The 13,489-nt window shown below is 62.8% G+C and carries 13 protein-coding genes; 12 read left to right on the forward strand and 1 reads right to left on the reverse strand.

Annotated features, from left to right (window positions below; translation table 11 throughout):
• Window positions 1-33 precede the first annotated feature (33 nt).
• The 3 genes from ABZ098_RS24050 (at window position 34) to ABZ098_RS24060 (ending at window position 3,583) form a co-directional block, all read left to right on the forward strand.
• On the forward strand, window positions 34-195 hold the full coding sequence (locus ABZ098_RS24050) for a hypothetical protein (protein ID WP_356594308.1): 162 nt from the start codon (window positions 34-36) through the stop codon (window positions 193-195).
• A gap of 324 nt (window positions 196-519) precedes the next feature.
• Window positions 520-1,869, forward strand: a complete 1,350-nt coding sequence (locus ABZ098_RS24055; RefSeq protein ID WP_356594310.1) for a condensation domain-containing protein — start codon at window positions 520-522, stop codon at window positions 1,867-1,869.
• Between the two features lie 34 nt (window positions 1,870-1,903).
• Entirely contained in the window at window positions 1,904-3,583 is a 1,680-nt protein-coding gene (locus ABZ098_RS24060; RefSeq protein ID WP_356594312.1) for an amino acid adenylation domain-containing protein, read from the forward strand.
• A gap of 762 nt (window positions 3,584-4,345) precedes the next feature.
• Here ABZ098_RS24060 and ABZ098_RS24065 read toward each other — a convergent pair.
• A complete protein-coding gene (locus tag ABZ098_RS24065; protein ID WP_356594314.1) occupies window positions 4,346-4,837 on the reverse strand; it encodes an NUDIX domain-containing protein in 492 nt (163 codons plus the stop codon).
• Window positions 4,838-5,188: 351 nt separating this feature from the next.
• Between ABZ098_RS24065 and ABZ098_RS24070 the strand changes: the two genes are divergently transcribed.
• From ABZ098_RS24070 to ABZ098_RS24110, 9 genes are read left to right on the forward strand one after another with little or no spacing between them, the layout of a single operon-like run.
• Entirely contained in the window at window positions 5,189-6,229 is a 1,041-nt protein-coding gene (locus ABZ098_RS24070; protein WP_356594316.1) for a radical SAM protein, read from the forward strand.
• Window positions 6,208-7,092 carry an isocitrate lyase/phosphoenolpyruvate mutase family protein gene (locus ABZ098_RS24075; protein WP_356594318.1) on the forward strand — a complete coding sequence of 295 codons (885 nt, stop codon included), beginning with the start codon at window positions 6,208-6,210 and terminating at the stop codon, window positions 7,090-7,092. Before ABZ098_RS24070 ends, ABZ098_RS24075 begins: the two co-directional genes overlap by 22 nt.
• A complete protein-coding gene (locus ABZ098_RS24080) occupies window positions 7,089-8,138 on the forward strand; it encodes an Ldh family oxidoreductase (RefSeq protein WP_356594320.1) in 1,050 nt (349 codons plus the stop codon). Before ABZ098_RS24075 ends, ABZ098_RS24080 begins: the two co-directional genes overlap by 4 nt.
• Entirely contained in the window at window positions 8,135-9,514 is a 1,380-nt protein-coding gene (locus ABZ098_RS24085) for a Gfo/Idh/MocA family oxidoreductase (protein WP_356594322.1), read from the forward strand. The genes ABZ098_RS24080 and ABZ098_RS24085 overlap by 4 nt, the downstream gene beginning before the upstream one ends.
• The gene (locus ABZ098_RS24090; RefSeq protein WP_356594324.1) at window positions 9,511-10,317 is read left to right on the forward strand and encodes an AAA family ATPase; all 807 of its coding nucleotides are present in this window, start codon (window positions 9,511-9,513) and stop codon (window positions 10,315-10,317) included. Before ABZ098_RS24085 ends, ABZ098_RS24090 begins: the two co-directional genes overlap by 4 nt.
• A 26-nt stretch (window positions 10,318-10,343) precedes the next feature.
• Window positions 10,344-11,513 (forward strand): hypothetical protein, encoded by a 1,170-nt coding sequence (locus tag ABZ098_RS24095; RefSeq protein ID WP_356594326.1) that lies wholly within the window; start codon window positions 10,344-10,346, stop codon window positions 11,511-11,513.
• Window positions 11,510-12,361 (forward strand): phytanoyl-CoA dioxygenase family protein, encoded by an 852-nt coding sequence (locus tag ABZ098_RS24100; RefSeq protein ID WP_356594328.1) that lies wholly within the window; start codon window positions 11,510-11,512, stop codon window positions 12,359-12,361. The genes ABZ098_RS24095 and ABZ098_RS24100 overlap by 4 nt, the downstream gene beginning before the upstream one ends.
• A 25-nt stretch (window positions 12,362-12,386) precedes the next feature.
• Entirely contained in the window at window positions 12,387-12,647 is a 261-nt protein-coding gene (locus tag ABZ098_RS24105; RefSeq protein ID WP_356594330.1) for a phosphopantetheine-binding protein, read from the forward strand.
• Between the two features lie 17 nt (window positions 12,648-12,664).
• The gene (locus ABZ098_RS24110) at window positions 12,665-13,465 is read left to right on the forward strand and encodes a class I SAM-dependent methyltransferase (protein WP_356594332.1); all 801 of its coding nucleotides are present in this window, start codon (window positions 12,665-12,667) and stop codon (window positions 13,463-13,465) included.
• Window positions 13,466-13,489 lie beyond the last annotated feature (24 nt).

A 13,489-nucleotide genomic window follows, 5' to 3' on the forward strand; every position in this document is an offset into this window, starting at 1 on the left:
GGCGTCCCATTCACCGACGACATCCGATGCCCGGTGCATGCCCACGACGTCGCCTCCGCATTGCGGGAACTCACCGTGTCCGAACAGGCCGGAATGTTCCACCTTGCCGCAGCGGACGCCCTCCTCGACAGCAGCGCCACCGCCGCGCCCGCGCTGTCCGTCGCCATCCACGCACTGCACCTGTCAACTACTTGACGACCCGCTGACGATTCGCGGCGTTGGCACATGGCAGTCCTGTCTCGGACTGCCGCGCGCCTTCTTACCGCAATCCGCCGGTGCGCCCAAGAGCACGGTATTACTAAGCGGCACCGGTGAAAACCCTCACTCGGTCGCTTCCAACCGCACGGCCTCCCGCTTCACCTGCTCGACAAGGGTCAGTGCGTTCCCTTGCGCATATCGCAGGCGTGTTCCCTTCCCCTTGACAGCGTAGACATGAGGGACAACTAATGACCTTGGGCGTGCAGGGCGGATGTGCGCCATGGTGTGTGACTTCGAGATGGAAGAGCAGATAGGGGCAAAATGGACGAAATCGCGATTTCCTTTGAAGGTAGGCGCGATGCGGTTGCCGCCCTCACGTGGCCGCAGCGGAGGACTTGGCGAGGGTCTCGCCTCAAGTACCGACCGTTCGTGTATGCCCAAAAACTTCCGTCAGGGAAAACCCTCAGTGAGGTCTGCGCGACCATCAAATGGGCCTACGAGGAATTTGAGTCACTCAGGACGGTCTTTCCGTTGCGTGCCGACGGAGAACCTTATCAAAAGGTTGAAAAAGCGGGATCAGTGAAGGTCCCTATCATCAAGGCCGAAGAGTCGACGATAGGCGTTTCCATTCAGGACGCGATAAGCCACTTCAAACGAGAACGCTTTGACACCGAAGCGGAGTTCGGGGTCTTGTTCGCCGTTTTGGTCTGTGCCGACGTTCCCACGCATATCATATGTCGATGCTCCCACCTGGCAGTTGACGCCCACGGCTGCAGGGCGCTGAGTGCTGCGCTCGACGCCCACCTGTCCGGGAAACACGACCAGTCATCGACCCCTCCCATGCAGCCAATAGAGCGAGCTCAGCTGGAGCAATCGGAGAATGGGCAGCAGAAGAGCGCCCGCGCTCTTGAATACTGGAGGGAGGTTTTGGAGAAATTCCCGCAGGACGATATCACCAGCAGGTCGGCCGCAATGGTTTCTCCTGCGTTAGGGACGGCAGTTTCCATCATATCGAAGAAGTATGGAGTAAGTACATCTGCGGTCTATTTGGCCGCAGTCTCGGTAGTAGCCGGTGCGCTCATCGGGCGAAACAAATGTTCATTTCTGTTGGCAGCTTCCAATCGTTTCAGCGCCGAGGAGCGTGCTTTCGTCGGGGAACTTGTCCAAAGCGCGCCCGGGATATTGGACTCGCTGGACATGCCCTTCAACGCCCTGCTTCCTGGCGCATGGCAAGCGAGTGTCAGGGGCTATCGGTTCAGTCACTACGATGAACAGGCTCTCCTGCAGCTACTCGACGACCTCGACGAAAACAGCGAGCGTAAGAGAGTGTTCGACTTCGCATTCAACGACATGCGGAGTTCCCGGAAAGGCGAGAACCACAAGACGCTGACGGATAACCTCCGCGATGCCATGAGCCTGACACAGGTCGAGCAGCGCGAAAATCTGTATGAGGGACCAGCTCGCTTCCTGTCGGTGGCCCTCCGGGAAGACAGTCGAACGATCTCGCTCGTTGTCCACGACCTGTACTTCCCAGAGTTCCCCGCCCACCGGATCTTGTTGGCCATCGAGGCTCTCGTGGTCGGGGCAGCCATGGAGGACGCTGAGCCACTTGAGCATCCCATGCGTTTCACAAGGAATTTCCTGGCCCAGACTGTTTCGTCGTCACGGTGATCTTGTGGCGGTCAGTGCCAGAGAGGATTGAGGAGTGACTCAGGGCGCGAATCTCCCCGTCAACGATCCAGTTTTCTCTTCCGAAGCGATCAAACACGCAGCCCATGCAGTTGTTCGGGGGGAAAGCAGAACCGTACCATCGACCCTCCTCATATCGGGAGTTGTTGCCACTCATGCCGGAAAACAGCCGAACAAAGTAGCCCTGCACGCCAGTGACGGAGAAGAGGTCACGTATGCCGACTTGAATGAGAGAGTTGGCGGGATGGCTCGCTTTTTGAAGAATCACGGCTGTGGTGCCGGGGCTCGCGTCGCTGTAGCAGGCAGACGGAGCATCAACACTGTGGTCGCTTTCCTGGCGTTGGAGCGGATCGGAGGCGTCTACATTCCCGTTTCCGCGGAATGGCCTGATACTCGACTCGTCCAGGTGCTGTCTCAAGCGCGATGTTCGCACCTACTCTCGCTCGCAGCAGAGGCCCCGAACCGGCATGCGGAACATTCATTGCTGGCGACTGCAGCCACACGTAGTCGCGTGCTTTTCATGGAAGCAGTGAACCCGCCGGTCGGGGACCTTTGGATCGGCGATGTGCCAACCCACGCCGAGAGTGACAAACAGCAACGGTACATCATTTACACGTCTGGAAGTACTGGCCTGCCCAAGGGTGCGATTGTGGAGCATGGTGCTCTTATCAATCATCTTTGGCACATGAATGTGGCGCTAGGGCTGGGACCGACCGATGTCGTCGCTTTCAACGCATCGCCCACCTACGTCATATCGATGTGGCAGATGCTTGCCGGCCTGCTGGCCGGCGGCCGTGTAGCGGTCATATCGGAGCGGGACGCGAACTTCCCCCGGGGGCACTCCCGTGCTCTACAGCGGCTCGACGTATCGATAGTGCAGATGGTGCCTACGATTCTAGGTCTTTTCCTGGAGGAACTGGGTAGGCACGCATCCGCAGATCGAATTCCCCGTGTCAGATGGATGATTTCCACCGGTGAAGAACTGAGCCCAAAACTTGCGGCCCGCGTATTTGATATTTTGCCCACGGCTCGGCTCATGAACGCGTATGGCATGAGTGAGTGCTCCGATGACGTCGCACAACACGTGGTGGAATCCGATGATCTCAAGCTCCGGCGCATCCCGATAGGCCTGCCCATCGCAAACTCGGCGCTATATGTACTCGTGCCCGATCGTGACGGCTGGCGACCGGCGGCGGAGGGGGAAACGGGAGAACTGTTCGTCGGAGGAAGGCCCGTAGGCGCTGGTTACGTCGGATCGGACGAGTCTGCTGGGGATCCCTTTTTTCTTGACCCGTTCGACCCGTTCTCCCCGACCAGGCGGCTGTATCGCACAGGTGACATGGCATGCATCGAATCCGGGGTTGTCTACTGTCTCGGTCGCATGGACCGGCAGGTCAAGGTCCGAGGTGTAAGAGTCGAGCTGGATGAGGTGGAACGCGCGCTGGAACGGCATCCCCATGTGACTCAGTGCGCGATAACGGTCGAGACGCAGGGTGAGTCAATGGAGCTGCGGGCTTATGTCTTGGCCAAGGAGCAGGTCCCCAGCGAGGAGTTGAGGAATTTTCTGCACAAGCAGATTCCTTCTGCAATGGTGCCGAGGTACTGGAATATGGTTTCCGAAATCCCGGTGACGCGCAGTGGCAAGACCGACTACAAGATGTTGCAGAGAACGCGGCCTCCGTCCGATCATCGGTAGTTCGTTAAACCTAGACACGCGGTCAGCAATGTCATCCCGATGGCCCGGGGTTGATCAGCGCGTTCCACATCGTGCTGTTCCACCCCGGGTCGCGGGCCGTCCGCGCCGGCCGTGCGGGGCGCCCGAGGAAGCGTGACCGGGGCCTGCTCGCCAGGTCGAGGGGGCCCTGCCGGGTCTCGTCGACCGCCACCGGTTCGAGAGCCGCCGCAGTCCCTTCCTGTCCGGCGGTGCGGAAGGCGTCATCACCGTGAGCCGGGACAGGCGCAAGTCCCGGGCCGCCTGGACGACCGTGGACCCGCGTCCCGCACTCGCCGCCCAGCCGTCACCCGCACCCGGGTCGTGATCCGTGCTCCGGCCGGGACCTGGCGTACCTGCCCGGTGAAGGGTCGGCGTGGGCCGGCCGGGTCGGTGCCGTACCGGCACCGCTTGTGCCGCACCAGCTCCAACCACCGCTCGCTGTAGGGCAGATGCCGTGGCCGGATCTACAGGAAGCCCTTGACGCGTACGGCGAACACACCGCAGGAGGGCCAGGCCGGTGCGGCCTCGTCAGTGGCGGTCAGGTGCACCCGCCGGGTGCTGTCCGCGCCCCGACCGCCCCGGCCCCGGCGGACCCGTCCGACGCCCAGTCATCATGTCTGCCCGTCGGCTCGGCCTCGTTGCTGGAGGGGGTGCCGGTCGCCCACCGCCAAGTGTGCTTCACCTGACGGCGGCTGACCGTCGCCCAGTTGCGGGCTCAGGCCCTCTGGAGTTCGTTGGGCCTCACTACCACCGGCATGGTGCGTGCAGGTCGCGGATGGAGTCGCTGAAGACCGCCGGCTGTTGCGGCCAACCGGTGTCGTGCCAATGGGCGATCCGCCAGGCCAGCCGTTTGGGCCAGACCGGGGTGTCCGGCAGGTCGGCCACGTTGACCCACTGCAACTTCTGCCCGCGAGCCAGGTCGCCTGCGGTTGCCCGTTCCTTGGCGCTTTCCGGATCTTCGAGCCGCATCAAGAAGTAGTGCTCCAGCCGGTCATGGTTGCGCACGACGGCGAGCTCCCGCTCCGCAACTCCCGTGAGGTTTGTTTCTTCGGTCAGCTCCCTCTCTGCCGCACTACGAGGGGTTTCGCCCGCTTCGACTCCTCCGCCAGGAATGAAATACTTCTCGCCGTCCTCGGGGGCGTAGCGGATCAGCAGCATCTCTTGTCCGACCACCACGACCGCACCACCACGCAGAGGAAGATCATCCAGGTGACGCTCCCTGTTCTCCATGGTCATTCACCCCTCCCGGGCCTCACTTGGTAAACACTGTTCCATCGAATTACCAACTAGTGGTTGTTTCAACAAATCTCTCTGAAGCATCGTTGATCCAGGCTGCAACAGAAGGCTACTCTGACCAACAGAACGCCACTCGAACCAACAGGACGCTACGCGGAATTGGTCGGCAGACCGGCGTGATGGCGACGCGACTTGGCGCCCTGTTCCTCGCGGAAGTGTGAACCCGTCGTACGGCATCAAGTGTGACCGTGGAGGGCACACTTACAGGAATGCGGAGGCTGTAGTTTGACACAGACATTAGGCGACTCGGCCGCAGTACGAACCACTCCACGCAAACGCCGCATTGACCATATGCGGATCGCGGTGTCCTACTACTGCAACTTGCACTGTCAGCATTGCTATGTCCCGGAACTCAACCGGACGAAGTACCGGCAAAGGCTGGAAGATTCCCAGCTGTCGATGGAGCAGCTGACCGGTTTCGTGGACCTCTGTGTCGACGAGATGGGGCTGAAGAAGGTCACCATCACCGGCGGCGAAGCGATGCTCAACCTCGTATGGCCCCGTACCCGCGCTCTCCTGGTACACGCCCTCGACCGTGGCCTCGAGGTACAACTCAACACGAGCGGTTCGGGCCAGGTCCGTATGAAGCAGCTGGCTCAGGCCGCTGGGGACCGTCTCGACCAGGTGGTCCTGCATCTGAGCCTGGACGGTGTGGACGAGGAGCGCGTGGACGCCTTCCGCGGTCGCAAAGGCGCGATGAAGGGCGCTCTGCGAAGCCTGCGCGAAGCAGAAGAGCTGGGCATTGCGGTGGAGGCTCGGTTGACCATCACCGAGGACAACAGGGACGACACCGTCGCCACCTATGACCTGGTGAGCGAGCACAGCGCCCGTTCCTTCATGGCCAAGCCGATGTTCGCGGCCGGAACCGCGCGGGAGAACGAGGCACTTCTGCTGCGTGCGAAGAATCAGGTGCGTGAGGTGCAGCAGGCTCTGCTGGAGCGCAGCATAGGAAACACCACCAGGCTCGGCCTTCCGGAACCCGTGTACGTGTTGGAGGACGAGTTCCCTTCAGGACACAACGCCTACGTCATCAAGTGTGCCTGTGGTGATGCCGCGGGCTATCTGTCGACCAACGGCGATGTATTCCCTTGCAGTTACCTGGTCGGCGCCCCGGACGACCGCCGTTACGTACTGGGGAACATCCTCGACAAGAACTTCGTGGACATGTGGTCCGATCCGGATGCGTACCGCGACTTCCGGTCGGCGGCAAAGGATCAGAACTGCACGGCGCAGAACATCGTCAGCGCCGGTATGGGCGTCGAGGCGAACCCCGCTCCCGGTGCCTGCTCGTGTGGAAAGTCGGATGCCTCATGCGGCTGCGCGGAGCACTGAGTCACCTACTCGCGGAACGGCCCGGCCCGCTGAGGTTGATCGGCGTTCATGACGCCCTGTCCGCCAGGCTCGCGGAGCGCGCCGGAGCGCGGGCGTTGTGGATCAGCGGGCTGTGCATCGCCGCGTCGAAGGGGCTCCCTGACAACGAGAGTGTCACCTACGAGACCCTGCTGAGGCGTACCGCTGACATCCGCAGAGGCAGCGGCCTCCCACTGTTGGTGGACGGCAACACCGGCTTCGGTGGGGAGCAGGTCATCGGTCACGTGGTGCAGGAGCTGGAGTTGCGCGGAGCCGCCGGCATCTCCATCGAGGACAAGGCGTTTCCGCGGCGCAACAGTTTCGACCGTGACGCCGACCGTCCTGAGTCGCTCGAGCACCCCGAGATCGTTGCCGCGCGACTTCGTCAGGCGTGTCTGGCGCGCCGCGATCCGGACTTTCTGATCGTGGCACGCACGGAAGGGCTGATCGCCGGCGAGACACCACCAGAGGTGCGTGAGCGCGGGAAGCGGTATGTCGAGGCAGGCGCGGACGCCTTGATAGTCCACTCCAAGTCGGGCCTTCCCGACGAGGTGATCGACTTCGCTCGCGAGTGGCCTCTGCGTGACTGTCCGCTCATCGTCATCCCGACCACCTATCCACAGCTGTCCTTCACTCGTGCCGACCAGGCGGGTATCTCGGGCGTGATCTGCGCCAACCAGGCGTTGCGAGCGGCTCATCGCGCGACCGACGAGCACATTCGGCAACTGCTCAAGGCCGACCGGCTCTGCGACGCCGAGGCTGGATCACCCCTGGCTCCGATGCCCGAGCTCCTGGACATGGTGGAGTCGTTCGGCTCCGTTCGACCAGGTTCGGCTTCGACATGATGAAGTCGGACGGCTGGTGGAGCACGGACTCCGACACCATCGTGAGAGTGGACGCCGAGTCCGCGCAGCATGCCGCTGTGAACATGCTGCGGGGGCTCGGCGTCCCCGAAGGCGATGCACAATGCACCGCCCGGCATCTCGTGGAAGGCGATCTACGCGGCTACCCGATGCATGGTCTGCAACGCCTTTTGCAGATGGACGAGATGATTCGTAGAGGCACCCTGGAGCCCGCCGCGAGCAGACGGCGCACACGGAAGACGGACGCCACCGCCGTGGTCGACGGAGCCCACGGTCTGGGGCCTCCGGCAGCCTCCATGGCGATCGCACTGGCCAGGGAGCTTGCGGAGTCGACGGGACTGGGCCTGGTCGGCGTCCACAACGCGGGGCACCTGGGCACCCTCGGTCCATGGGCTGAGCAGGCAGCCGGAGAGGACTCGTTCGCGCTGGTGATGAGTGCGTCCGAGCCCGGTGTCGTGTTGCCGGGAGGCGGAGATCCAGTATTCGGTACCAACCCGATCGCCTATTGCTGGCCCACGGGAGAGGGACACTTGACTGCCGATTTCTCCACTGCGGCGGTGACTCGCAGCGAGTTGTTACGACGCGCTGAGCAAGGTCACGCCCTTCCGCCTGGAACAGCGGTCGGGCCGGACGGCGAGCCGACCCGCGATCCGCATGTTGCGCTGAAAGGCGGGCTGCTCCCGCTCGGCGGAGGCCACAAAGGCATGCTGATCTCTCTGCTCGCCGCATTTCTCGCCGGTCCCGTGATGGGCGGCCCGCCGGCCCACAGTGTCAAGGGCACTCGGCGCAGCGAGAACCCGCCCGAGAAGACGGATGTCTTCTTGGTGATGCGTCTCGATGCGGCGACGTCCCGAAAGCAGTTCCTCAAAGATATGGAGCGCTTTCTGGGGCACGCTCGCGCGGCCGGTCCCTTCCGGATGCCGGGTGAACAGGCCAGGGCTCATCGGGCCCAAGCCCTCAGCGGAGGAATCGAGTTGAGTGGGCAGGTGGCGCGTCTGCTGTGGCCGGAACGGGTCGCCGTCGGATGAGCACGAAACTGGCGATCATCGGGCTTGGCCTCCACGCGGAACACGCTTACTTGCCCTTGGTCAGGGAGCTCGAACGCAGTGGGGAAGCGCAGCTGGCAGTCGTGGTCGATCTGGAGGCACGACGCGGAGAGGTGAACGCTCGCCTTCGACGGGCCGGCCTGACACCGTCACACGTGATCCTTCTGGGTGATGCCGAAGCTGCGGCGGGTGAACTGAGGCGTCTGGACGCCCTCGTACACACGGGAGCGATACAAGCTGCCGTGATCTCCACAGATCCGCGGCTGCACCTGCGTTACCTGGAGTGGGCCGCAGGCCACGGTTTACGCGTTCTTGTGGACAAACCGATCAGTGCCCATTCGATGAATTTCGACGATGAATCGGCAGAGCGCCTCGTTCGTGACTTTGAGGCGCTCGTCAAGCGCTTCGACGACTCGGCAGGCGACGCTACCGTGATGGTGCCGCGACGACGGCATCCGGGCATCGCCCTCGTGCACAGGACACTTCGGGAAGCGGTGGAAGAGACCGGCCTTCCTGTCACCTACCTCGACCTGTACCACTCCTCTGGCTACTGGAACATGCCAGAGGAGTTCCTGGGGCGGGAGAACCACCCTTACAGGCACGGGTACGGGGCGTTGCTGCACAGCGGGTACCACTTCGTCGACCTCACGGCGTGGATGTTGTGCATCAACGAGAGAGCGTGGCGTGTGCCCTGGGCAGACCGGCTTGAGCTCGCCGTCCAACACACCACCCCGGAGGACATATTTGCGCAGGAGCCGGAGGAGTTCCTTCGAGACGTCGGAATGGGAAGGAGAGGAAACGAAGAGATATCAGGCACCGCAGCATCCGCATGCGGTGAAACGGATGTGCAGCTGAGCTGGTCCGCCCGACGTGGCGCGCGGACGATCTCTCTCGGCAACCTGTCCGTGCTGGAGACCGGTCTCTCCCACCGTGCTTGGCGCGACCTGCCTGTCGACACGTACAAGGGAAACGGGAAGTTCGCCCAGGACCGCATCACGGCCCACATGGGCCACCTGTTGTCGGTGCGGGCGCAGGACGAACATGGTCCAGACGGCGGCAAGAGTTTCGTGGTGGAGATACTGCGCAACCGGCGTCTGATCGGCGGTGATGCAGTGTCGCGGCATGAATTCGAGCCGCCGCCGAAGTCTGCGGAACGTCTTTCGGTCGTGGGCAAGCGAACGCTCTTTCTGGAGTGGTTGCGGGCCTCCGCGCCCGAAGAACTGCAGCTGAAGAGCCATCTGTTGTCCGTGCGTTTGCTGGCGGCGGCCTACGTCGCGATGTTCCGCTCTCGTCGTGCACAGCCGCCCCTTGCGTGCGTGCCCCTCAACACCAGGGAAGGTGCGGCACCTTGGGTGTGATCACGATTCTCGGCACCGGGGCGTATTCGTCCAAGACCCTGCTCTCTGCCGCCCTGTTGCGCTCACTGAGCAATCGCGGCGCGAAGGCAGCCCCCTTCAAGGCGCTGGTCGTACTGCGCGGGCGGGACGAGGAACCGTCTCGGAACGTCGGCAGCTACCTGCCGCATCACCTGGCCGCAGCTCGTCTCGCTCCCCATCCCGATTACTGTCCGGCCGCTGTCGTGCAGACCGGTCCCACCTCGGGGCGGCTGGAACTGCAAGGCCACCTTCCGGTCGATGTCGATCTGCCCTGCCGGGACACCGTGCCGCTGTCGCAGCTCCGAGACGGAATGCGTCAGGCACTGGTCTCCTCGGTGAACGACGCGATCGACCGCGTGGTGGGCGAGCACGCGCACGTAGTCGTCGAGGGTGCTGGGAGTCCCGTGGTACTCGATCCGGCCGAAGATCTTCCCAATGTCGCCGTGGCTCGTCGGCTCGGCGCGCCTGTGGTGCTGACCGGCCAGTTCTCGCACGGCACCGCCGCCGCCGCGCTGATCGGCACTTATCAGTGCCTGCCGGATGACATACGGGACCTTGTCGGTGGATTCGTCATCGCCAACACCCCGGCCTCGCCCATCGTGGAACGCTCCCTACGGCAGGTCGAAGCATCGTGCGGCATACCCGCCCTCGGTGTACTGCCCGCCAACGACTCATTGGCGTATGAGGAGTTGTACTCCGACGAGGCGCTGCAACTCTGGGCAGGTGCGCTGCGCCGCGATACAGACCTGGAGGGCCTGCTGAAGCTCAGTGAGGCCACGCGGTGATCCATTGCGACGAACTGGGAACCGCGGTGAGCCCCGAGCTGGTCGGACACAAGGCTTCTGCGCTGATGGATCTCTACCACCTTGCCCGTGACTGCAGTTTCGTGGTTCCGGAGTTCTGTGTGCTGCCGGCCGCGCTCCTCGGTGAGTTCCATCAGCTCCATGGCCCCGCACCACGATTGTCCTACCCGGAGTTTCCGTCGCCCGGCGACGTGCCTGAGGGAACTGTCGACTATTTTCGACCCTTTACATCGTTCGCTCGTGATTTGCTCGAGTCGTGTGCCGCCCGGATTCCACACCCGCTGATCCTGCGGACCAGTCTCGTCCTGCCTCCCGCTGTCGGCGGCAGAGAGGACATCGGGTGCGGATGCAACTCGACGCGCTTGGCAGAAGGCGCCGATCTCACGAACTCGCCATTGGTTCCAGAGCTGCTCGCTTCGTTCACGAAGGCATATACCACCTGGAGCCTGGACCCGATGCTGCAATGGTCAGAGCGCACCGGGGGGTTGATCGTCATGGCGGCACACCCCTTCAAAGCGCTCGGAGCGGCTTGGATGGACGGCGAGCAGCTCGTCGTGGAAGCCGACGGCAAGTATCCCCCCCGTCGGGAGCGGTATCACTGTGACCCCGACGGGGCCGCCAAGGGAGCCGTGACGGGGCGATCGCTTGCCGAAGAGGATCTGAAAGCGCTCGCCCTTGCATGCCAGGAGATAAGGCATTGGTATGACGACCAGGGCCTGGTCGAAGTCGAGTTCGGTTTCGGCTTGGACGACAGCCGGTTGTATCTGGTCCAGGCCCGGTGTTGGGCGGGGGAGCGCTCCGGCCCTTTTCACACCATCGGCCATGCGCAAGGTCGGCTCCGAGACCTGCACGACGTGGCCCGTGACACTTGTTCACAACTCGGGCAGAGCGACGAAGTCCTTGTACTGCCCCGGGAGTCCTCGGCCGGCCTCGATTGTTTCACTCTCGTGTGGAGCGGCACTCTCACCGGCTCTCTCCTGATCGAGGACACAGGAGCCATCGCTCACGGCGCGGGCTTCCGCAATCACCTCGCACGACGTCTCATGGAACGCCACCCGGAGCTGTTCATAGGCCAGCTCCCGTCAGGTTGGCGGCCCGGACCGGACGGTGCCGGCGCCCGGCTGTATTCAGACGGCACACACCTGTCCGTTGAACTGGACGGAAGGACAGCAACGTGAATACCTACGCGGAGCAATTCGCTCGTGACGGTTATACCGTCGTGAAAGGACTCTTCTCAGGTGCGGAGATCGCCGAGCTGCTCAACGCCCTGGAAGGCACCATCAGCAAGGTCAACGCGGATCCCGAAAACTACCTGACTCGCTATACGGTCAAGGATGAGCAGCACGCCGACACCTGGGGAGTCAACGACATCCTTCGGCCCGACCTCTATCACCCCAGCTACGGAGAGGTGTTCGAGAAGCAGCCACTCATGGACCTGATCCGGGAGATTCTCGGTGAAAGACTCCGGTTCTGGGCTGCACATGCACTGTGGTCGCCTGAGCTTTTCGACTACGACCTCAACTGGCATCGCGACTTCGGTGACGATGAACGCTACGACCCTGCCGGTGGCGCCACCCACTGCTACATCAACCTGGCGCTGGTGGAGGACCGCTTCTTCCATATAATCCCGGGATCCAACCGCAGGCCCCTCACCGACGCGGAACGCGCAGAGCAGCTGGCAAACGGATTCGGCAGCCTCCCCGGGGAAAAGGTAGTGGTCTGCGAGGCCGGTGATGTGCTCCTGATGAACGGCCACGCCTTTCACCGTGGCTCGTGCCCGGCGACCGAAATACGACGCACCCTCCACATTGCGTTGCAGCCGTATGACGAACCCACCGGCGGGCACGGATCATGGAAGTACATTCGCAAGGAGGGATTCCTTCCGACCATGAAACCGACCGTCCGGAAACTTATGGAGGATATGATTGCCTGGGAGGACAGCCACCCACTTGATCTGCCCGAGACCGTACGGCGAATGCGTATCAGCAAGCAGCACATGGACCATCGCGCCATAAAGCCCGTATGAAGGTGGACGAAATGGAGTTGCCAATATGATCACGCGCCCCTGGGACGAAGCGTTTGAAGCGCTGCTCTGTTCCGCGGTTCCAGGACTCGACAGGGATCAGATTCTGCCGGACACTAACCTCAACGCCGCTGGACTCGACTCCCTCGGCGCGGTCCAGCTACTCCTGGAACTGGAGACGACCTTCTCTGTCTCCATTCCGGACGACTCGCTGACTCTCGGGGCTTTTGCGACTCCGGGCACCATATGGAGCATGGTGGCCGAAGCCATGGCCAAGGCCGGAAGTTGACCACAGAAGGACAGCGAATGGAGAATTACGTCGACCGGAAGCGGCTGTCGGAATCCGCATACGGTGATGCCAAATATCTCCGAGCAAGGCAATCCCTCTATCAGTACCAACAGCCTTACATTGACCTGCCGGAAATCGCCGTCGAGGAGCTGGAAAAGGTCGAAGGAGTCGTGGTCGACGTCGGCTGCGGCAACGGCGCGTACCTCCAGCGGCTGCGCCAGGTGCGTCCCGGCGTGAGGCGTACCACCATCGGGCTCGATGCCTCGTTGGCGATGCTCCGGAGCGTCGCCGCGCCGGTGGTGGTCGGAGACGCGATGCGCCTTCCGTTGCGAGACGCCTCGGCGAACGCGCTCTTGGCCATGCACATGCTGTATCACCTTCCCGACATCCCGGCGGCGATACGTCAGTTCCATCGAGTGCTCAGGCCAGGGGGAATTCTCATTGTTTCGACCAACTCGCGACGAGACAAGGCCGAGCTTGGGAATTTGTGGCAGGCAGCGTACGGAAAGGTCTTCGGACGAGCCGGGGACGAGCGACTGTCATTCAGCCGAGGCTTCACGTTGGAAGATGCGCCAGCCGTGCTCGGAAAGGATTTCACCGTGGTGCGATCACGGTCCCTCACGGCTGCCATCCGCGTCACCCAGCCAGATCCGGTGCTGAATTACTTCCGTTCCTACATGCCGAGCCTCACACCCGAAGAATCGTTCCAAGAGGATCTGCTGTTGGCGACACTCCGGGCCATGGTCGTCGAGCGCATTGAAAGCCGGGGAGAGATACGGATCGGCACCCGCAGTGGTGTGCTGGTCTGCCGAAAGTGACGGTGCCGCGGCGGCTCGCTCACC

Source organism: Streptomyces sp. NPDC006335 (assembly GCF_040612795.1).
Taxonomy (GTDB): domain Bacteria; phylum Actinomycetota; class Actinomycetes; order Streptomycetales; family Streptomycetaceae; genus Streptomyces.